Source organism: Micromonospora sp. NPDC002296, assembly GCF_040296145.1.
Lineage (GTDB): Bacteria > Actinomycetota > Actinomycetes > Mycobacteriales > Micromonosporaceae > Micromonospora.
Genome location: NZ_JBEOWQ010000044.1, coordinates 16,975 through 40,799, shown reverse-complemented (window position 1 = coordinate 40,799; position 23,825 = coordinate 16,975). Strand labels below are relative to the sequence as shown.

The window sequence follows — 23,825 nt, the reverse complement described above, 5'->3', positions numbered from 1 at the left end:
GTGGGTGTGCGAGCCGGGGTGGGCGTGGGCCCCCCCCCCCCCCCCACGCTGCACCAGGTCGGGTACGCCCACGCGGCGCCGCTGCCGGTGCCGCACGTCGCGCCCGACCCGGAGCGGGCCGACACGGCCGCGGCGCACCTGCGGGCCACCGACGCCCTCGACGCCCTCGCCGCGCGGCTGCTGGTCGGCGTGCTGCGCGACCTCGGTGCCGTCGTCGCGCCCGGGCACCGCCACGACCGGCGTGCCCTCGCCGACCAGGTCGGCGTCGTACCCGAGCACCGCGCCCTGTTCGACGCCGCGCTCGACCTGCTGGCCGGCGCGGGGATGCTGCGCGCCGCCGACGGGTACGTCGAGGTGACCGACCGGGTCCGGGCCGGGGACGTCACCACGGTCGTCGCCGACCCGAGCCGGGCCGTGGCCGCGCTGGCCGGCACGCATCCGGGCGTCGCCCCGGCCGCCGAGCTGCTGGGCCGGTGCGTGCGGGCGCTCTCCGACGTGCTCACCGGTCGCCGGGACGGGATGGACGTGCTCTTCCCCGAGGGCTCGGCGGACCTGGTGTCCCGGTTCTACCGGTCGGACCCGGTGATGGAGCAGTACAACCGTCTGCTCGGTGAGGTGCTGCGGACCGCAGCGGCCGACGGCCCGGTGCGCATCCTCGAGGTGGGCGCGGGCACCGGCGCCACCACCCGGATCGTGCTCGCGGCGCTGGCGCCGTTCGGTGCCCGGGTCCACTACACCTACACCGACCTGTCGTCCACGTTCATCCGGCACGGCCGCCGGGAGTTCGGCGACCGGGCGGGGATCGAGTTCCGTGTCCTCGACATCGAGCGCCCGCCCGCGGAGCAGGGCTTCGCCGACGACGCCCGATACGACGTGGTGCTGGCCACGAACGTGCTGCACGCGACGCGGCGGATCGAGTCGACCCTCGACCACATCAAGGATCTGCTGGTGCCCGGTGGCCTGCTCGTGGTGAACGAGGGCACCGGTCCCGCGGCCTACCTGACCCTGATCTTCGGCCTGACCCGCGGCTGGTGGTTGGCCGAGGACACCGCGCTGCGGTTGCCACCCACCCCGGTGCTGAGCGCGCCCCGCTGGTTGGACGCGCTGACCGTGGCCGGGTTCACCTCGGCCGCCGAGCTGGCCCTGCCGGTCGAACCCGCCGATCAGCGCCTGCTGCTCGGCCGGGCGGACGGGCTGCGCGTGCGCCGCACCGGGCACGCCGGACCGGCCCGCACCGAGACCGCCGGGGCGTCCCGGCCGCCCACGACTGCGGCCGACACGTCCCGGGAGACGACTGAGCGGCAGGTGAGCGCGGTGTTCGCGCGGGTGCTGGAACTCCCGCCGGACCGGCTCGCCCGGGACGCGGTGTTCGGCGACTACGGGGTGGATTCCCTGGTGGCCCTGGAGCTGACCCGGGCTCTGGAGGCCGACTTCGGCCCGCTGCCCGCCACGTTGCTGTTCGAACACACCACCATCGGTCGGCTCGCCGATCACCTGCACACCCTGCGGGGCAGCCGGGAGGTCGACCCCGACCCGAGCCCGGCTCCGTCCGCCGAGCCCAGCCCCACCCACCCCATTCCCGCCCAGCACCGGCCCACCCCCTCGTCCGACGGGCCCGCCACCCGGACCGCCGCGCCCCGCCCCCCGGCGCGCGGCTCGCTCCGCGCCGTGGTGGCCGGGCTGTCCGACGCCGAGGTGGACCGGATGCTCACGCTGCTGGGCGGTCTCGCAACCACGACCAACGCGAAGGGCGATAGCGCATGATCGTGCCGTCCGGGCCCGACACCGGCGCCCACCTCGGTGACGCCCCGGCCGACCGCCGCGAGCTGCTCGCACGGATCCTGGCCGGCCTGGGCGTGGTCGCCGCGCCGGAGACCGAGATCGCGATCATCGGCGTCGCCGGTCGGTACCCGCTGGCGGGCACCGTCGACCAGTTCTGGCGCAACCTGCGCACCGGGCGGGACTGCGTGCGCGAGGTGCCCGCCGACCGTTGGCCCGCCGACGCGCACTTCGACCCGGCGGGCGGGCCGGGCCGCAGCTACAGCAAGTGGGCCGGCTTCCTCGACGACGTCGACAAGTTCGATCCGCTGCTGTTCCAGATCTCGCCGAGCGACGCCGAGGACCTGGACCCGCAGGAACGGCTGTTCCTGGAGATCGGATGGGCCGCGGTGGAGGACGCGGGCTACGCGCCGCGGTCCCTGGGCGGCAACGACCCGGTCGGGGTGTTCGCCGGGGTGATGAACAACGACTACGAGTGGATCGGTGGCGCGGCCGAGGCCCGCGGGGTGCCCACCCACGCCCGGTCCAACCACTGGTCGGTGGCCAACCGCCTGTCCTACACGCTGGACCTGCACGGGCCGAGCATGACCGTGGACACCGCCTGCTCGTCGTCGCTGACCGCGATCCACCTCGCCGTGCAGAGCCTCAACAGCGGCGAGTCGGCGATGGCCATCGCGGGCGGGGTCAACCTCATCCTGCACCCGGCGCACCTGTGGCACCTGTCCGACCGGCAGATGATCTCCCAGGGGCGGCGGAACCGGGCGTTCGGCGCGGGCGCGGACGGCTTCGTCGACGGCGAGGGCGTCGGCGCGGTCGTGCTGAAGCCGCTGGCCGCCGCGGTCGCCGACGGCGACCGGGTGCTCGGGGTTATCCGCGGCTCGGCGCTGAACGCGGGCGGTCGCACGAGCGGCTACACCGTGCCGAACCCGAACAGCCAGGCCGAGGTGATCGTCGAGGCGCTGCGCCGCGCCGGCGTGGACCCGGCCGAGGTCGGCTACGTCGAGGCCCACGGCACCGGCACCCCGCTGGGCGACCCGCTCGAGATCGCCGGGCTGCGCCGGGTGTTCGGCGGGCTGCCCCAGGGCAGTTGCGTACTCGGCTCGGTCAAGTCGACCATCGGCCACCTGGAGTCGGCGGCGGGCATCGCCGCGCTCACCAAGGTGCTGCTCCAGTTCCGGCACGGCATGATCGCACCGTCGCCGCACGCCGAGCCGCTCAACCCGGAGATCGACCTGGGCGACACGCCGTTCCGCATCCCCCCGCACGCGGAGCCGTGGCCGTCGCCGGTGGTCGACGGTGTCGTACGGCCCCGGGTGGCGGGAGTCAGTTCCTTCGGCGGGGGCGGCGCCAACGCCCACCTCGTCGTGACCGAGTACGTCGACCGAACGGCGGATGCGGCTCCCCCGGCGCGTACGCCCCAGTTGGTGGTGCTGTCCGCGCGTACCGAGGAGCGGTTGCGGGTGGCCGCGGGCAGGCTCGCGGACTTCCTCGACGACGGCGAGCACCGCACCCCGGCCGTCGACGGCGCGGCGGTGGGCACCTGCGTGGCCGCGGTGGCCGAGGTGCTCGGCGTCGAACCCGGGGATGTCGATCCGGGCGTCGAGCTGCGCGACTACGGGCTGGGCTCCGCCGAGTGGCCGCGGCTGCGCCACCTGCTGGCCGATCACCTGAAGCTGCCCGCGACCCTCCCCGCCGGCACCACCGCCGGCACCCTGGCCGGGCGTGCCGCGCGCAACGGAGCCGTCGTGCCGCGCGCCGACGTCGAGCTGGCCGACATCGCCCACACCCTCCGGGTCGGCCGCTCGCCGATGGACGCCCGGCTGGCCCTCGTCGTCGCGGACACCGACGCGCTGCACCGGGCACTGCGCGCGGTCGCCGACAACCAGGAACCCACCTGCCCGCACTGGCTCGGTGACGCGGGCGAGCGGCTGCGTGACCCCGGGCACGCCGGGACGGACACCGAGGTGCGGCGCGCGTTGGCCGACGGCGACCTGCACGCGTTGGGGGCCCTCTGGGCCGGCGGCTGCGCCGTGGACTGGTCGCGCCTGACCGATCGCCCCGAGGGGTGCCGGGCGCCGCGCCGGATCGCGTTGCCCGCCTACCCGTTCGCGCGCCGGCGGTTCTGGATCCCCGAGCCGGCCCGGTCCACCCCGGTCGACCGGGGCGTGGAACCAGGGGACACGCCCGGCCGGTTCGCGCCCCGTTGGCAGCCCGCGGGCCCGGTGCGCGGGGCGGTGCGGCCCACCGGCCCGGTGCTCGTCCTGGCCACCGAGGCGTCGCGGGATCTGACCGCCGCCCTCGCCACGGCCGTCGGCGACGTGCGCGTCGAGTGGCTCGACGGGGTTGCCGCGCCGGCCGGCCTGCCCCGCGAGGTGGACACGGTGATCCATCTCGGCGGTGTACGCGCCGGTGCGGGCACGCCCGTCGCGGACGACCTGACCATCGGCGCCGCCTCGCTGTTCGACGTGCTGACCCGGGTGCGGGCACGCGCGCTGCGGGTGGTGACCTCGGACGTGTACCCGGTCGCGGGCGCCCCCGGCGACAACCCGGTGGCGGCGGCACTGCACGGGCTGGCCCAGGTCGCCTCGGCCGAGTTCCCCGGCACCGGCGTGTCCTGCGTGGACCTGACCAGGCAGGATCCCATCGCCGACCGGATCGCCGCGATCCTCGGCGAGCCCGCGCACCCCCGGGGCCGGGTCGTCGTCGTACGCGGGGGTCGACGGCACGCGCGCGCCCTGGTCCCGGTGCCCGCCGGCGCCGCGCTGCGCTACCGCGAGGGCGGGGTGTACGTGATCGTCGGCGGGACCGGGGGCATCGGTGTCGAGCTGACCCGCCACCTCGCCGAGCGGTACCGGGCCACCGTCGTCTGGCTCAGCCGCAACGAGCCGGGCGCCGGCCACCGGGCCGAGATCGAGCGGGCCCGGGGCCTTGGCGGTGACGTGGTGCACCAGCGGGTCGACGTCGCCGACACCGACGCGGTGCGGGCCGCGATCGCGTGGACCGTGGAGCGGTTCGGTGCCGTGCACGGGGTGTTCCACTCCGCGATGACCTTCGACGACCGGCCGATCGGTGAGCTGACCGGCGCCGAGTTCCGGGCGGCGTTGGCCGCCAAGGTCGACGGCACCCTCGCCGTGGACGCCGCGGTCAGCAGGTACCGCCCGGACTTCGTCGCGCTGTTCTCCTCGGCGGGGTCGTTCGGGTCCAGCTCCGGCAACAGCGCCTACACCGCGGCGTCGGCGTGTCAGGACGCGTTGGGCAGGTACCTCGACGCCGTTCGCCCCTACCCGGTGCGGGTCGTGAACTGGGGCTACTGGGGTGCCGTCGGGTCCGGTGCCCGGCCCAGCCTGCCCGCGATCTTCCGGGCGCTGGGCATCGGTGAGCTCAGCCCGGCGGAGGGGCTCGCCGCGCTTCCCGGCGTGCTGGCCGGGGCCGAGCCGCAGGTCATGGTGATCAGGGCGGAACCACCGGCGCTGGCCGCGCTCGCCGACGCCCCCGCCGGAAGCGGGCTGGCGGCGGTCCGCGACCGGCTCGACGCCGCGCCGCGCGACCGGGCGGGCACCGGCCGGGTGATCGACGCGTACGGCGAGTTGGAACCCCTCGTCGCCCGGGGCCTGGTCGTGGCGCTGCGGCGGATGGGCGCGTTCACCCGGGGCGACCGGGTCGACCGCGCGGGCATCGCGGCCGAGCTCGGGGTCGTGGCCGCCCACACCCGGCACTTCGCCGCCCTGATCACGATCCTGGTGCGGGCCGGTCACCTGGTCGAGGAGGGCGCTTCGGTGCGGGCGCTGCCCTCCTTCGAGACCACCGCCCGGGAGTGGGACGGCGCCCGGCTCGACGCCGAGTTCGACCGGCTACGGGCCGCGTACCCGGAGGTCGCGTCCACGATCCTGCCGGTCCAGCGGTTCCTCGCCGCCTATCCCGAGGTGCTGTGCGGGCGGGCCAACGCGACGGAGATCCTGTTCCCGAACGCCTCGCTCGACCTGGCCGTCGGCTTCTACCAGGGCAACCCGGTCACCGACCACTACAACGATCTGGTGCGCGGCGCGGTCGCTGAGCGGGTGCGGGCCCGGGTGTCCGAGCTGGCCGAGGGCGAGCGCGTCTCGATCGTCGAGCTGGGCGCGGGGACCGGGGCGACCACCGAACGAGTGCTGCCCGTCCTGGACGCCGACGCCCACCTGGTCGAGTACGCGTACACCGACGTGTCCCCGCGGTTCCTGGAGCACGGCCGGCACCGGCTCGGGGCCGACCGCCCGTACGTCCGTTTCCGGATCCTCGACCTGCGCTCTGACGCCGCAGCGCAGGGTTTCGTCCCGGGCGGTCACGACGTGGTGATCGCGACCAACGTCGTGCACGCGACCCCGGACCTGGTCGAGACGTTGCGCTCGGTGCGGTCGCTGCTGCGCCCCGGCGGGTGGTTCGTGCTCAACGAGCTGACCACGGTGCGCGCCTCGGTCACCGTCGCGGGCGGGGTGCTCGACGGCTGGTGGTCCTTCCGCGACGCCGAGCTGCGCATTCCGGACTCGCCGCTGGGCGAGCCGGCCACCTGGGCGCGGTTGCTGCGCGAGGCCGGGTTCACCGAGGTCGCCGTGCTCTCCGGCGGCGCGGATCTCGGACAGACCGTGCTGGTCGCCGAGGCGGGCGGCGAGCAGGTCCCCGCGGCGGTATCGACGCGGCGGACCCGGACCCCCGCCACGGTGCGCACCGACGGTGTGCCGGCGGAGCTGCGCGACCTGGTCGAGCGAACGCTCAAGCTGGACGAGCGCATCGACCCGGACCGACCGCTGGCCGAGTACGGCTTCGACTCGCTGACCGGCATGCAGATCGTGACCGGCATCGCCGAGACCTACGGCGCGGACGTGCGCCTGGTCGACATCCTCGAACACCCCACGCTGCGTTCCCTGGCCGCCCATCTCGCCACGACGGGCATCGTCGCGGTCGAGCGGCCCGCCGCGCCGGCCGAGGCGCCGCTCGCCACGACGGGCGTCGTCGCGGCGAAATGGGCGGCCGTTCCGGCCGAGGTGCCGCCCGCCACGACGGGGGTCGTCGCGGTCGAGCGGCCCGCAGTTCCGGTCGAGGTGCCGCCCGCCGAGGCGGGGGAGGTCGAGCGCCACCCGGTGTCCGAGGGGCAGCGGGCGCTGTGGGTGATCGAGCAGACCGCCCCGGGCAACTCCGCCTACAACCTGCCGGTGGCCCTGTGGCTCGACGCGGACACCGACATCGCCGCCCTGCGCACCGCGCTGGAGACGCTCGTCGCCCGGCATCCGGCCCTGCGCACCACCCTCGTTGACCAGGACGGCACCCCGGTGCAGGTCGTGCACCCGCGGGTCGAACTCGAGTTCAGCCACGAGCGGGTGCCCGCCGCCGAGGCGGACGCGCTGGCCGAGCGGTTGCGGGCCCGGGTCCGTCGCCCGTTCGACCTGAGCGCGGGGCCGCTGGTGCGGGCCGAGGTGCACACCGTTCCCGACGGCCGGCACGCGCTGCTGATCACCCTGCACCACGGGGTGTTCGACGGGACGTCCATCGCGGTGTTCCTCGAGGAGCTCACCGAGGCGTACCTGGCGGTGCGCGACCGCCGTCCGGTTCCGCAACCGCGGCGCGCGGCCGATTACCGGGACTTCGTGGACTGGCAGCGGTCGATGCTGGCGGGTCCGCGCGGGGCCCGGCTGCGCGAGTTCTGGCTCGGGCGGCTGGCCGGCGCCGAGCCGGTCCGGCTGCCCACCGACCGGCCCCGCCGGCAGGTCCCGTCCTTCGACGGCGCCAGCACCGAACTCGTCCTCGACGCCGACCTGGTCGTGGCGGCCAAGCGGTACGCCGCCACCGCCGGTGTGTCGCTGTTCGCGGTCGTGTTCACCGCCTACGTCGCGATGCTCGACCGGCACTGTGAGCAGCGGCGGATCACCGTCGGCACCCCGGTCGCCGGGCGGCCGGAGGGCCGTTTCGCGCGCACCGTCGGCTACTTCGTCAACCTCGTCGCGATCAGCGTCGAGCCGCGCCCCGAGGACACCTTCGGCACGCTGCTGCGGCGGGTCCGGGCAGAGGTCCTCGACGCGGTGGAGCACGGTGACTACCCGTTCATCCGGGTCGCCGAGGAACTGGGCGGGCCGTTGGTCAGCAACGCCTTCTACTTCCAGAACTGGGTCGCCGAGCGCCCCGGCCCGACCCTGGTGCGTGGGCTGGTCGACGGCGTGCACCAGGAGGGCGAGTTCGAGCTGACCGCCGACGTGGTCGAGCTGGCGGCGGGCTGCAAGCTGACGATGAAGTACGACCCCCGGCTGTTCGACAGGGCCACGGTGGACGGGTTCGCCGAGCGGTTCCGGTTGCTGCTGGCCGAGGGGGTGGCCGAGCCGGACCGGCCGTTGGCCGAGCTGGATCCGCGTACCCCGGCCGAGCGGGAGCTGGTGGCCAGGGAACAGGCGGCGTCGCGGCGCGACTACCCGAGCGGGCGTACGGTGGTCGACCTGGTCGCCGAGCAGGCGCGGCGCCACCCGGGCCGGACCGCCGTGGTGTGCCGGGGGCAGGAGCTGACGTACCGGGAGCTGATCACCCGGGTGCGCGCGCTCGCCGGGTTGCTGCGCGAGCGCGGCGCGCGCCCTGGCCGTACCGTCGGGGTGCTGGTCGACCGGTCGCCGGACCTGGTGGTGGCGCTGCTGGGGGTGCTCGCCTCCGGCGCCGCCTACGTGCCGCTGGATCCCGCGTACCCGGCGGAGCGGGTGCGGTACATGACCAGCGACGCCGCCGTCGCGCTGGTCGTCACCCAGCGGGAGCTGGGCGAGGCCGCGAGGGCGGTGGACGCGCCCGCGCTGTGGCTCGACCCGGGATGGGCCGAGGGTGCGCAGGCGGTGGACGACGCGGAGGCCGCCGGCGGTGAGGGCCCGAGCCCGACCGAGGACGCCTACGTCATCTACACCTCCGGCTCCACCGGTCGCCCCAAGGGCGTGCGGGTCGGGCACCGGGCGCTCGTCAACCTGCTGTGGTCGATGGCGCACGAGCCCGGTTTCACCGAGCGTGACCGCATTCTCGCGGTCACCACCGTCTCGTTCGACATCGCGGGCCTGGAGCTGTTCCTGCCGCTGGTCGCCGGCGGCAGCGTCGAGGTCGTGCCCGCGGCCGCGACCCGGGACGGCATCGCGTTGCGGCGGGTGCTGGAGGCCAGCGCCGCCACCGTCATGCAGGCGACCCCGGCGACCTGGCGCATGCTGGTCGCCGCCGGGTGGACCGGTGGGCGTGGCCTGCGCGCGTTCTGCGGCGGCGAGGCGCTCGACCGGGAGACCGCCCGCGCGCTGCTGGCCCGGGTCGGCGAGGTGTGGAACCTCTACGGCCCCACCGAGACCACCATCTGGTCGTCGGTGGCGCGGGTCCGCGACGAAGGACCGATCACCCTGGGTCACCCCATCGCCAACACCGTGTTCCACCTGCTGGACGGCGCCGGGCGACCGGTGCCCGCCTCGGTGCCTGCCGAGCTGCACATCGGTGGCGCCGGGCTGGCCAACGGCTACCTCGGCCAGCCCGAGCTCACCGCAGCGCGGTTCGTGCCGAACCCGGTCGACCCGGAGGCGTCGCCGCTGCTCTACCGCACCGGGGACCTGGTGCGCCGCACGGCGGGCGGGGCGCTCGAGTACCTGGGGCGCATCGATGCCCAGGTCAAGATCCGCGGTCACCGGGTGGAGCCCGGCGAGATCGAGCAGGCCGCCCGGGAGCTGCCGGGGGTCGCCGACGCGGCGGTCGTGCTGGCGCGGACCGGTGCCGGGGCGGCGGTGCTGCGCTGCTTCTACACCCCGGCGCCGGGCGGCCCGCGTCCCGACCGCCTCGACCTGGGGCGCCTGCTGCCGGACTACATGGTCCCGGACGAGCTGATCGAGCTGCCCGAGCTGCCCAAGACCCCCAACGACAAGATCGATCGCGCCCGGTTGGCGGCCGAGCGCCCCGAACGCGCGCACCGTGAGCGGCGGGCCCCGGCAGCGGTGGTCAAGGCGGACGGGGCCGCCGACGGTCTCGCCGCGGAGCTCGCGGGCGTGGTCGCCGACCTGATCGGCGCGGCGCCGGACGACGTCGACGAGACCGACCGGTTCGGTGTGCTGGGGGTGGACTCGGTGCGCCTGACGGAGCTGAGCGTGCGGATCCGGCGGAGGTGGGGGGTGGAGGTCGCACCCCCGGTGTTCTTCAAGTACCCGACCGCGCGGGCGGTCGCCGACCACCTGCTGGCCACCCACCCCGAGGTCTTCGCCTCGACGACCGCCGAGCCGGCGGGCACGCGGGCCGAGCCCGTCCCGGTCGCGGCGCGCACCGGGGAGACGGCCGTCATCGGCATGGCCGGACGGCTGCCCGGCTCACTCGACCTGGACGCGTTCTGGCGGCACCTGGTCGCCGGGGACGACCTGGTCACCGAGACGCCCATCGAACGGTGGGACTGGCGGGCGCTGGGCCGCGAGCACGGCGACCGCGTCGGCCGGGTCGCCCGCTGGGGCGGCTACCTCGACGGCGTCGACCGGTTCGACGCGGCGTTCTTCGCGATCTCCCCGCGCGAGGCCGAGCTGATGGACCCGCAGCAGCGCCTGGCGCTGGAGGCGGTGTGGACCGCCCTGGAGGACGCCGGGCTGCGGCCGTCGGACCTCGCCGGGTCGCGCGTCGGCGTTTTCCTCGGGGTGTCCAACGTCGAGTACGCGCAGGTGCAGCGGGACGGTGGCCGCCACCACGAGGGTCACGCCGCGACCGGCGCGGCCCAGTCGATCGTGCCCAACCGGGTGTCCTACTTCTTCGACTTCCGGGGCCCGAGCGTGGCGCTGGACACCGCCTGTTCGAGCTCGCTGACCGCGGTCGCCCAGGCCGTCGCGGCGCTGCGCACCGGTGCCTGCGACCTGGCGATCGCGGGTGGGGTGAACCTGCTGCTGTCGCCGGAGGTGTACCTGGCGATGGCCGACGGTCACGTGCTCAGCGAGGACGGCCGGTGCAAGACCTTCGACAGCTCGGCGGACGGCTACGTGCGCGGTGAGGGCGTCGGCGTGGTGGTGCTGCGCGATCGCGCCGAGGCCGAGCGGGCCGGCGACGTCATCCACGCGGTGATCAGGGGCATCGCGATCAACCACGGCGGTCTCAGCTCGTCGCTGACCGCGCCGAACCCCGACGCCCAGGCCGCCCTGATGGCCGAGGCGTACACGTCCGCCGGGGTCGACCCCGCCGACGTGGACTACCTGGAGGCGCACGGCACCGGCACCGAGCTCGGCGATCCGGTCGAGGTGTCCGGCATGCGCGCGGCGTTCGAGGAACTCGCCCGGCGGCGCGGCACGGCGCTGCCCGCGGGGCGGTTCTGCGGGATCGGGTCGGTCAAGTCGAACATCGGTCACCTGGAGACCGCGGCGGGCATCGCCGGCCTGTTCAAGGTCGCGCTGGCCATGCGCCACGGCCTGCTGCCGGCGAACCTGCACTACACCGACCAGAATCCGTACCTGGAGCTCGACGGCGGGCCGTTCCGGGTGGTCGACGAGGCGACCCCGTGGCCGCGCCGCACCGACCGCCCCCGGATCGCCGGGCTCAGCTCGTTCGGCGTCGGTGGCGCCAACGCCCACCTGGTGGTCGAGGAGCCGCCCCTGCGTGACGCACCGGAGGTCGCCGTTGCGGGGCCGCTGGCGTTCCCGCTGTCCGCGCGTACCGCGACCGCGCTGGCCGAGCAGGCGGGGGCGCTCGCCGCGTACCTGGACGGTGACGGCGTCGTGGTGCGGCTGGTCGACGTCGCGCACACCCTGCTGGTCGGGCGCGAGGAACTGGCCGAGCGGGCGGTCGTCGTGGCCAAGGACCGCGCGGAGCTGGTCGCGGCCCTGCGCGTCCTCGCCGGGGGCGGCGGTACCGACGCGGTGCTGCGCGGCCGGGCGGGCAAGCGCGGCCGGAGCCCAGGTTCGGCGCCCGCCCGGTCCGACGCCGGTCCGGACGCCCTGCTCGACCGGGCCCGGCGTTGGGTGGCGGGCGACCGGGCCGACCTGACCTGCGCGGACGGCGGGCGGCGGGTGCCGTTGCCCACCTACCCGTTCGAGCGCACCCGGTACTGGGTGGACGCGGTTGCCCCGGCGGCCACCGCCACCCGGGGACGCCTGCACCCGACCCTGCTCGACGCCAACGTCTCCACGCTGGAGGGGCTGGCGTTCGAGAAGCACCTCACCCCGGGCGAGTTCTACCTCGCCGACCATGTGGTCGGCGGGGAGCTGGTGCTGCCCGGCGTCGTCCACCTCGAGCTCGCCAGGCTGGCGGGCGAACTCGCCGGGCAGCGGCCGGTGCGCGTGGTCGGTGGCCTGGTGTGGGGTCTCCCCGTCCGGCCCGGCCCGAACGGCCTGCGGCTGCGGGTCCGGCTGGGCGAGCGGACCCCGGACGGGGCCCGGTTCGAGGTGGTGTCGATCGGGGACGGGCCGGCTGAGGCGGGACTGGTCCGTCACGCGAGCGGCGTGCTGAGCTTCGGCGACCCCGCCCCGGCGCCACAGCTCGACGTGGCCGCCGTGCGCGGGCGGTGCGTGACCGTGCGGACCCGCGAGGAGTGCTACGACCGGGTGACCGCGCTGGGCTTCGACTACGGACCGAGCCTGCGCGCGGTCGAGGAGGTCCGGCACGGCGCCGACGAGGCGCTGGCCACGCTGGTGCTGCCCGAGCCCCGGCGCGCCGACACCGCCGAGTACCGGTTCGAGCCCGCGCTGCTCGACGGCGCGCTGCAGGTCGTCGGCTGGATCGTGGACACCGCCGCCGCGCGGGGGGCGGACGGGCGGTCGGTGCCCTACCTGCCGTTCTCGATCGACGAGGTGCGTCTGCTCGGCGAGCTGCCGGACACCTGCCTGGTGCACGCGGTCCGGGTGCGCTCCGGCGCGGGCGTGCAGGTGTTCGACCTGACGATGACCGACCGGGACGGCACCGTGGTGTGCCGCGTCGACGGGTTCGCGCTGCGCGCCCGGGTGTCGGCCGACACCGACGAGCCGGTCGCCTTCGTGCCCTCCTGGCGGCCCGCCACCGACGAACCCGTGCCCGCCCCGGCCACCGTGGTGTTCCTCGGTGACGCCGGGCCGGCGCTGGTGGCCGCCGTGACCCCGGCCACCGTGGTCACCCGCCGCCCCGGCGAGTCGGTCGCCGAGTTGGTGGCGCGGCTGGCCGACGCGCCGGCGCCGGTGTCGCTGGTGCAGACCCCGCCCGCCCGGTCCGACCTGGAGGGCTCGCTGGACGACGGTTTCCACCTCGCGCGGGAGTTGGCCGCGGCGTGGGTGTCCGCGCGCCGGGGTAGCGCACGTTGGCTGTACCTCTACGACCGGACCGGCGACCAACCGGAGCTGCACGGCGCCATGGCGGGCTTCGCCCGGTCCCTGAGCTGGGAGTACCCGGAGCTGGCCATGCGTGTGGTCGGCCACGCGGGGCTGGACGCCGCGACGGTGCTGGCCGGCGAGCTGACCAGCGGTGGACCCGCCGAGGTCATGGTCGAGTCGGGCGGGCGGATGGTCCGCGCCTGGCAGCGCGTCGAACTGCCCGAGGACCCGGAAGCCGTCACCGGCGGCCCCGGCGTGCACCTGGTGACCGGCGGGGCGGGCGCACTCGGCCTGGCCTTCGCCGCCTGGCTGGTCGAGCGCAACCCGGAGGCCACCGTGGTGCTGGCCGGGCGTACCGAACCCGATCCCGCCGCGCTCGACCGGCTGCGCGGGCACGGCGCCGACGTCCGGTTCGTCCGCGCCGACCTGGCCACCCGCGACGGCGCGTGGTCGGCGGTCGACCAGGCCCGGCGGGCGGGTGAGCTGGTGGGCGTCGCACACCTGGCGGGGACGCTGCGCGACTCGTTCCTGCTGCGCAAGAGCCGCGCGGAGGCCGACGCCGTGCTCCGGCCGAAGGTCCTCGGTGCGGCCTGGCTGGACCTGGCCACCCGGCACGATCCGCTGCGCTACTTCGTGGCCTACTCCTCGACCGCCGCCGCGTTCGGCAACGTCGGCCAGGCCGACCACGCCACCGCGAGCGGCTATCTCGACCGGCTGATGGCCCGCCGGGCCGAGCAGGTCGCGGCGGGGGAGCGCTGCGGCGTCAGCCTGTCGGTGCAGTGGCCCCTGTGGACGGACGGCGGCGTGACCGCCGACCCGGCCGTGGCGGCCAAGATGACCGAACTGTTCGGCATGCGGCCGGTGCGCACCCGGCCCGCCATGGCCGCGCTCGCCCGCGCGCTGGCGGGCGACGCGCCGTCGGTGCTGCTGGCCCCCGGCGACGCCGACCGGATCGCCGTGGGCCTGGGCGGGATCGCCGCCGCGCCTCGGCCGGCCGTCCGCCCGGCCGAGGCACCCCCGCGGGCCGTCCGCCCGGCCGAGGCACCCCCGCGCGCGGACGCGGGCGACCTGCGCGGTCGGGCCGAGGAACTCCTCGCCGAGGTGCTGTCCGAGCAGCTGAAGATGCCCGTCGCGGAGATCGACCCCGAGGAGGACTTCCACGCCTACGGCGTCGACTCGCTGATCGTGATGAGCGCGACCGCCGCGCTGGAGAAGCACTTCGGTCCGCTGTCGAAGACGCTGTTCTTCGAGTACCTGACCCTGGCCGAGCTGGCGCAGTACCTCGTCACCGACCATGCCGCCGTGCTGCGCGCCGCCCTCGCCGGCGACGCCGAAACCCCGCCCGGCGACCAGCCGGAGGGCAACGCGACGCCGGGGACCCCGGCGACGGTGACCACGGCGGTCGCCGAGCTGCGGCAGACGGAGCGGACGGAGCGGACGGAGCGGGCGGAGCGGGCGGACGAGGACATCGCGATCATCGGCGTGGCGGGCCGCTACCCGCAGGCCGATGACCTGTGGGAGTTCTGGGAGAACCTCCGCGCGGGCCGCGACTGCGTCGAGGACGTGCCCGTCGACCGCTGGGAACACGACCGCTGGTACGACCCGACGCCCGGCACCCCGGGCAGGACCGCGACCCGCACCGGCGGCTTCATGCGCGACGCCGACAAGTTCGACCCGATGTTCTTCCGGATGTCCCCGGTCGAGGCTCGTCACCTCGACCCGCAGGAGCGGATCTTCCTGGAGACCGTGTGGCACCTGCTGGAGGACGCGGGCCGCACCCGGGCCGACCTGGCGGCGGTGCGTACCGGTGTCTTCGTCGGCATGATGTACGGCCACTACCAGCTCTACGGCGTCGACGCGGCCCTGCACCGCAGTGGCATCGCCACCTCCTCCTCGTACGCGGCCGTAGCCAACCGGGTCTCCTACTTCTACGGGCTCACCGGCCCCAGCATCGCCCTGGACACCATGTGCTCGTCGTCCCTGGCGGCGATCCACCTCGCCTGTCAGGCCATCCGCACCGGGGACTGCGAGGTCGCGATCGCGGGCGGCGTGAACATCACCAGCCACCCGGTGAAGTACCTGCAACTGTCCCGCAGCGGGTTCCTCGCCCCCTCCGGCGCCTGCCGCAGCTTCGGCGCTGACGGCGACGGGTTCGTCCCGGCCGACGGGTCCGGGGCCGTGCTGCTCAAGCGGCTGTCGCAGGCGGAGGCCGACGGGGACCGGATCCTGGCCGTGGTGCGCGGCTCAGCGGTCAACCACGGCGGCGCGAGCAAGGGCTACAGCGTGCCCAACCCGCGCTCGCAGGGGGTGCTCGTCGCGGACGCGCTGGCCCGGGCGGGGGTGCGCCCCTCCGAGATCGACTACATCGAGGCGCACGGCACCGGCACCTCGCTCGGTGACCCGGTGGAGATCAGCGGGCTCTCCCGGGCCTTCGCGGGCGACGACGACCTGGCGGACCGGATCGTCCCGATCGGCTCGGTCAAGTCCAACATCGGGCACGCCGAGTCGGCCGCGGGCATCGCCGCGGTGACCAAGGTGCTGCTGCAACTGCGGCACCGCACGCTCGTGCCGTCGCTGCACGCCGAGCGGCTCAACGCCAACATCGACTTCGACTCGGTCCCGTTCCGCGTGCAGCGTGAGCGGGCCGACTGGCGGGCGCGGACCGGGCCGGACGGACGTGAGCTGCCCCGGCTGGCCGGGGTCAGCGCGTTCGGCGCGGGCGGCAGCAACGCCCACCTGATCCTGCAGGAGTACGTCCCCGCCCGGCGCCCCGCGCCCACGCCGCGCCGGTCGCACCTGGCGGTGTTGTCGGCCAGGAACCCCGAGCGGCTGGTGGAGGTCACCCGGCGGTTGGCCGACTTCCTCGACGGCCCCGGGCGCGACACCGACCCCGCCGCCCTGGCGTACACCCTGCAGGTCGGCCGGGAGCCCATGCCGCACCGGCTGGCCACGGAGTTCACCGACGTTCCCGGGCTGGTCCGGGCTCTGCGTGACCACCTCACCGCTGGTGGAGCCGGTGCGCCGGTGTCCACCGGCGTCGCGGACCGCAGGCGGGCGGGCGAGACCGACCCGGCCGCGTGGGTGCACGGCGCGACGGTGGACTGGCGGGCGGCCTGGGGCGCCGAACCGCCCGGGCCCGTCTCCCTGCCCGGCTATCCGTTCGAGCGGGACCGGTGCTGGCTGCCGGAGGCCGCCGAGGACCTGTCGGGCCCACGGCGTGGGGTCGCACCGGTCGAGCCAGTGGCGCAGGACGAGGTGGTGATCCGTGGCGAGGCCGTGCTGTCCATGGACACCCCGTACGTCGCGGGTCACCGGGTGGACGGCCGCGCGCTGATGCCCGCCCTGGCGTACGTGGACCTCGTCTACGGCGTCTTCGCCGCTCACGGGCACGCCGTGGGCACCCTGCGGATGTCCGACCTGACGGCCGTCCGCCCGCTGGAGGTCACCGACGACGCCCCGGTGCGGTTGTCCGTCGAGGCCGTGCCCGCCGAGCCCGGCGGCTGGACCGTCACGGTCGCCGACGACGGCGGCGCGTACGCCACCGCCGAGATGACCATCGAGCGGGTACGACTCCACGGTGCGCTGGACGTTCCGGTCGTACGGGCCTCGGCGACCCGCCGGATCCCGCTGGCCGACGTCTACGCCGCCGACGAGGGCGTGGGCCAGGTCTACACCGGTGCCGCCAGGGCCGAGGGCGAGGTGTGGGAGTGCCCGGGGGCGCTCGTCGCCGAGCTCACCGCGCCGACCGTGGACCGGGCTCGGACTCCCGACTTCGACCCGGCGGTGCTGCTGGCCGGCGCGGTGGCACCGGGCCTGCTGATGACCGACGGCCCCGGCCCGTACCTTCCGGTGCACGTGGCGTCGTTCCGCGCCACCGGCCCGCTGCCCGCGCGCTGCTTCGCCCGGGTCGACACCGCCGCGATCCGCCGTGGCCCGGAGCTGGTCACGCTCGGCGTGGAGTTCTACGACGAGCGGGGCGGGCTCGTCGCCGAGTTGGTGGGCCTGTCCAGCAAGCTGGTCGACCGGCCGGGCCGCCCGCGTGCGGTCGCGCCCACGACGGCGGGCATGGGCGCGAGCGCCGACGAGGCGTTGCTGCGTGCGGTGTTCGCGGCCCAGGTGGGGCGCGACCCTGAGTCCCTCGACGTCCGGGCGGGCTACTTCGAGCTGGGCATCGAGTCCGCGCAGGTGCTCAAGATGGTCGCGGCCGTCGAGGAACTGGTCGGCGACAAGCAGCCGCCGACGCTGCTGTTCGAGCGCACGACCATCCGTGACCTGGCCGCCTACCTGGCCCCGCGCTACCCGCACGTGTTCGACGGGACCTCCGCCCGTCCGGCCGCCGAGCCGCAGGGCTGGGCCGGCGGGCTGACCCCGGACGACGCCGACCGGTGGGTGGCCCGCGAGACGCTGGTGCGGCTGCGCGAGCTCGGCCTGTTCGCGGACGGGCCCGAGCCGAGGGCGGGGCTGGCCGCCCGGCACGGCGTGGTGGAGAAGTACCACCGCTGGGTCGACGAGGCGCTGCGGCTGCTGGCGGCGGCCGGGTTCACCGACGACGCCGACCCGGTCGCGCTGTCGGACGCGGGCCGCCGGGCCGCCGACCCGGCCGCCGACCCGAACTGGGTGGACCTGCGCGCCCGGCTGGCCGCGAACCCGTACTGGCACGCGCAGTTGTCGTTGGTCGAGGACTGCGTCGCCGAACTGCCCGCCGTGCTCACCGGCACCCGGCCGGTCACGGAGATCCTCTTCCCCGGCGGGTCGCTGGCCCGGATGATGGCCGCCTACCAGGGCAACACCATCGCCGACGGGCTCAACCAGACCGTCGCCGATACGGTTGCCGCGTTCGTCCGGAACAGCGCGGGGCCGGTCCGGATCGGCGAGGTCGGCGCGGGCACCGGCGGGACCACCGCGGTCGTGCTGCCCGCCCTGGACGCCGTGGGCGGGACCGCCGAGTACTGGTTCACCGACCTGTCGCCGATGTTCCTGTCCAGGGCCGAGGAAAGGTTCGGCCTGGGCCGCGACTACCTGCGCTACGGGCGCTGGGACGTCGAGCGGCCCGGTGCGGCCGAGGACCTGGCGGGCGGAACGTTCGACGTGCTCATCGCGTCCAACGTCCTGCACGCCACCCGCGACCTGCGGCAGGTGGTGGCCAACCTGGCCGCCGCGCTGCGGCCCGGCGGGCTGCTGGTGGTCAACGAGGTGACCCGTAAGTCCGCGCTGCTCACCCTCACCTTCGGCCTGCTCGACGGCTGGTGGCTGTACCACGACGAGCACCTGCGCATCCCCGGTGCCCCGCTGCTCACCGCAGCGGGCTGGCAACGGCTCCTGCGCGAGCACGGATTCGGCGCCATCGCCAGGCCCACCGAGCACGACGGCGCGTTCGCCGAGGTGATCGTCGGCACCGCGGGCGCCCCCGACGCCGACCGGGTGCGGTTGCTCAGCGAGGACTGGCAGCCCGCACCGGCAATCGCCTCGGGCGGCGGTGACCTGGGACGCGTGGCCGTGCTGACCACCCCGGCCACCGCCGGCATCGCCGGTCACCTCAGGCGGGCACTGCCCGGGGCGACCGTCCTGGACGTCGACGCGCTGGCCGGCGCGGAGACCACCGTGGACACGATCATCGACCTGACCGGGTGCGCCCCCGGGGGCGACCACCTGGACACCTGGCTGCCGTGGCTGCAACGGGCCTGCGCCGGCGCCGGCCGGGTGGTCGGCGTGACCCGCGGCCTCGACCGGGCCGACCCGCATGCCGCCCGGGTGGCGGGCCTGTACGGGATGCTCGGGCACGAGATGGGCCGGCTGCGCGCCACGCACGTCGACCTCGACCCCACCGAGCCGGACGCCACGGCGGCCGGACGCCTGCTCACCGAGCTCCGCGCGACCGACGCGCCGGATCGGGTGCGGCACCGTGGTGGCAGCCGGTTGCGGCCGGTGCTGCGCGAGCACGCCCCGGCCGGCGTACCGACCCCGGTGTTCGGCCCTGACGAGGTGCTGGTGGTGACCGGCGGCACCCGGGGCGTCGGTCTCGCCGCGGCCCGGCACGCCGTCACCGCGTGGGGCGTACGCGACCTGCTGCTGATCGGCCGTGAGGAGCTGCCGGAGCGCGGCGGCTGGGCCGAGCGGTCCCGCCGCGACGACGCGCTCGGCCGCAAGCTGCGCGGCCTGCTCGACCTCGCCGCCACCGGGGCCCGGATCCGGGTCGCCGCGGTGCCGATGGACGGCCCCGGTGCCGAGTCCGCGCTGGCCGTGCTGCTGCGCGAGCACGGCCCGGTCGGCGGGGTGCTGCACGCCGCCGGTGTGGTGGACGAGGACACCCTGTCGTTCGGCCGCAAGACCGTGGCCGGCGTGCGTCGAGTGCTGGCGCCCAAGGTGGGCGGCACCGAGGCGCTGCTGCGGGCTGTCGCCGGGCACCCGGTGCGGTTCGTGGTGCTGTTCTCCTCGGTGGCCGCCGTGCTGCCCACGCTCGCGGTGGGACAGAGCGACTACACCATGGCCAACACCTACCTCGACCAGCTCGCCGGTCGGTCCGGGGACGTCCCGGTGGTCAGCGTGCAGTGGCCGAGCTGGGACGGCATCGGCATGGGCGCGGCAGGCACGGGGCCGGCCTACCGGGCCGCGGGCCTGGCGCCGCTGCGCGAGGAGGAGGGGCTGCGGGTGTTGGACCTCGCAGTCTCCGGCGCGGTCGGCCCGGTGGTGCTTCCGGTCGTCCCCGCCGACGACCGCCCGATCGACCAGTTGGGTGTGCTCCGGAGGGACCCGGCTTCGCCCCGTGCCGTGGTCCCGTCCGCGCCGCCGGCGGCCTCGCCCCGTGCCGTGGTCCCGTCCGCGCCGCCGGCGGGTGACCTGGACGAGCCCGCCGTCGCGGGGTGGCTGCTCGACCTGATCGCCGAGCGGTTGGAGTTCGATCGCGACCGGCTCGACGCCCACACCCCGGTCCATGACTACGGCACGGACTCGATCACCCTGGTCGAGCTCACCCGCACCGCCTCGACTCGGCTCGGCGTGGAGCTGGACCCGTCGATCCTGATCGAACACCCGACCGCGGCCGGCTTCGCGCGCTGGCTGGCGGGCGAGCACCCCGACGTCGTGCGGTCCGAGTTCGGCCCCGCCACCGTGCCCGTCACCGGGCCGATCACGGTGCCCGCCACCGAGGTCGGGGCGGAGGTCGGGGCGGAGGCCCCGGCCGCCCCGCAGGTCCGCCCGGCGCCCGAGGCCCGCGACGGTGACCTCGCGGTGGTCGGCCTGTCGTGCCGGTTCCCCGGCGCCTCGGACGCGTCGGCGTACTGGCGGCTGCTGGCCGAGGGCCGGTCGGCCATCGCACCGGTGCCCGAGGACCGCTGGCCCGGTGAGGGCGGCGGCTTCCACGCCGGGCTGCTCGCCGACGTCGACCGCGAGTTCGACCCGGGGTACTTCCACATCGGCGACGCGGACGCGGCGGCCATGGACCCGCAGTCCCTGCTGCTGCTGGAGGAGACCCTGTTCGCCTGGTGCGACGCCGGGTACCGCCCGGACGAGGTCAAGGGCCGGGAGATCGGCGTCTACATCGGTGGCCGGACCGCGCGGCTGCCCGCCCGTGAGAGCGTGCTCGCCAGCCGTAACCCGGTCATGCTGGGGCAGAACTACCTGGCCGCCAACATCTCCCGCCATTTCGACCTGCGGGGTCCCAGCGTGGTGGTGGACACCGCGTGCTCCTCGGCGCTGGTGGCGTTGAACCTCGCCGCGCAGGCGCTGCGCGCGGGTGAGATCGACGCCGCCGTGGTCGGCGGGGTCACCCTCATCGAGGGGGCCGCCGCGCACCAGGTGTTCGACCAGCGCGGGCTGCTCTCCGCGACGCCGGAGTTCCATGCCTTCGACCGTCGCGCGGGCGGATTCGTGCCCGCCGAGGGCGCGGGCGTCGTGGTGGTGAAGCCGCTGGCAGCGGCCCGCGCCGACGGGGACCGGATCATCGCGGTGGTCAAGGGCATCGCGGTCAACAACGACGGCCGCACGGCCGGGCCGGCCACCCCGAACCTGGTCACCCAGCAGGCGGTGCTCTCCCGCGCCCTGGCCGCCAGTGGCCACCGGCCGGAGGAGATCGGCTACCTGGAGGCCAACGCGTCCGGTTCGCCCGTCCCCGACCTGATCGAGCTGAAGGCGGTGCGGGCGGTGTACCGCTCGACGTCCACGGCGGAGTGCGCGCTCGGCTCGGTCAAGCCCAACATCGGCCATCCCCAGTGCGCCGAGGGCATCGCCGGGTTCATCAAGGTCGCGATGATGCTTCAGCGCGGGCGGCGGGTGCCGTACCTGAGCGCGCAGCAGCCGCCGGAGCACTTTGACCTGGCGGCCTCGCCGTTCCGGTTCGACCGGACCGAGGCCGAGTGGACGGGGCCCCGGGTCGCCGCGATCAACAGCTTCGGCGACGGCGGCACCAACGCGCACGTGGTCGTCGCGGCCTGGGCCGGGGTCCAGGGCAGGCGTACCGCCCTGCCCAGGCCCGTGCTGAGCCGGCGTCGTGTCGAGTCCACCGGGGTGCCGGTCGGGCCGGCGCCGGCCGCCGGGTCGGGGGCGATGGTCACCGCGCGGGACAGGGCCGAGCCCATCGCCGTCATCGGTATGGCCGGCCGGTACCCGGGCGCGGTGGATCTCGACGAGTTCTGGGCGAACCTCCTCGGCGGCGTGGACAGCGTCGTCGAGATCCCCCGGGACCGCTGGGACCGCCACCGGTACGACCACGTGCGCAGCGCCTCCGGCCGGCCGCTGTCGTCCTGGGGCGGGTTCCTCGACGACGTGGCCGCCTTCGACGCCGCGTTCTTCCGCATCTCCGCCGCCGAGGCGGCCGTGCTCGACCCGCAGGAGCGGCTGTTCCTGCAGGCCTGCTGGGCGGCGATCGAGGACGCCGGGCACACGCCGGACTCGCTGTGCCCGCCGTCGGGCCCGGCGGGCCGCCGCGCGGGTGGGGTGTTCGTGGGCGCGATGCACAAGGACTACCCGCTGCTGGGTGTCGAGCACGTGGCACGTGGCGGTGATCCGGTGCCGCTGGGGCTCAGCCAGGGACAGATCGCCAACCGGGTGTCGTTCCTCTGCGACTTCCACGGGCCCAGCGTCGCGGTGGACACGCTGTGTTCGTCCTCGCTGACCGCCGTGCACCTGGCCGTGCGCAGCCTGCGCGACGGGGAGTGCGCGGTGGCCGTCGCGGGCGGGGTCAACCTCTCGCTGCACCCGGCCAAGTACATCGGCTACGGGCTGGTCAACATGCACTCGACCGACGGCCGCTGCCGGTCGTTCGGCGCGGGGGGCGACGGCTACGTCTCCGCCGACGGGGTGGGCGCGCTCGTGCTCAAGCCGCTCGCGGCGGCCGAGCGCGACGGTGACCACGTCTACGCGGTCATTCGCGGCAGCGCGGTCAACCACGGTGGCGCGGCGAGCGGGTTCAGCGTGCCCAACCCGGTCGCGCAGGCCGCGGTGCTCACCGCCGCCTTCGGCGACGCGGGCACCGACCCGGCCACCATCGGGGTGCTGGAGGCCCACGGCACCGGCACCTCCCTCGGCGACCCGATCGAGCTGCGTGCGCTGACCACCGCGTTCGGTGACCGGGTCGACCCGGGGTCGTGCTCGCTGGGCTCGGTCAAGTCCAACATCGGTCACGCGGAGGGCGCCGCGGGCATCTCGGGGCTCACCAAGGCGGTGCTGCAACTGCACCACCGCACCCTGGTGCCGACCCTGCACGCCGAGCCGACCAACCCGCTGCTGGACCTCGCGGGCTCGCCGTTCCGGCTGCAGCGGGCCGCCGAGGCGTGGCCGGCCCGGCCCGGCGGACCGCGCCGGGCGGGGGTCAGCTCGTTCGGCGCCACCGGCGCCAACGCGCACGTGATCCTGGAGGAGTACACCGGCACCGTGGCGGGCACCGAGGCGCCAGGGCCGGTGGTGGTGCCGCTGTCGGCGCGGACGGTCCCCGCGCTGCGGATGATCGCCGCCCGGCTGCTGGACCGGGTGCGTGGCGGGGCAGCCGACCAGGTCGCCGAGGTCACCGCCCGGGTGGCCCGGGTGCTGGGCGCCGATCCCGCCGACATCGACCCGGCCCGGCCGTGGCACGAGTACGGCATCGGGGTCGCCGAGGTCGCGGCACTGTCCCGGTCCCTGGCCGAGCTGCTGCCCTCGGGCCAGCCGCCCCGGCTCACCACCGCGCACAGCTCCGTCGAGGTCGCGGCACTGCTGCCGCACCGGGCCGTGGGACTCGCGCTCGCCGACGTGGCGTACACGCTGCAGGTGGGCCGTGTCGAGCTTGCCGAGCGGGCGGCGTTCGTCGTCACCGACCTGGCCGGGCTGGCCCGGGCGCTCGGCGGCTTCCTCGCCGACGACCGGGTCCGGGTGCACGGCACCGGCCCGACGCCGAGGGCGCTCGCCGAACGGTGGGTGGGCGGCGCGACCGCCGACTGGTCCGGCCAGTTCGGCACCGTCCGCCCGCGCCGGATCAGCCTGCCCACCTACCCGTTCGCGCAGGACCACTACTGGTTCACCGACCACGCCGGCGCACCCGGGCGCGAGGGCGCGGGCGTGATCGACGCCGTCCGCGGCGGACCCGGCCCGGAGCCCCACGGCGCGAACGGCCACGGCGCGAACGGCCACGACGGGAACGGCCACGACGGGAACGGCCACGGCGGGAACGGCCACGGCGGGAACGGCCACGGCGGGAACGGCCACGACGCGGTGGGGCGCGGCGCGAACGGCCACGGCGCGAACGGGCCCGGCGCGATCGAGAACGGCGCGATCGAGAACGGCGCGAACGGGCGCGGCGCGAACGGC

At 75.7% G+C, this 23,825-nt stretch carries 2 protein-coding genes (1 of these 2 running past the window's edge); both read left to right on the top strand.

Features of this window, described 5'->3' with window-relative positions; all coding sequences use genetic code 11:
* A partial coding sequence (locus ABT023_RS24505; RefSeq protein ID WP_350888744.1) for a methyltransferase occupies positions 1 to 1,764 on the top strand: 1,764 nt, incomplete at its 5' end.
* Positions 1,761 to 23,825, top strand: partial view of a non-ribosomal peptide synthetase gene (locus tag ABT023_RS24500; protein WP_350888743.1) — the 5' portion only. The gene runs 1,809 nt beyond the window's last position; 22,065 of the gene's 23,874 nt are visible here — the first part of the coding sequence; it begins with the start codon at positions 1,761 to 1,763; the stop codon falls past the right edge of the window. The genes ABT023_RS24505 and ABT023_RS24500, both read left to right, overlap by 4 nt.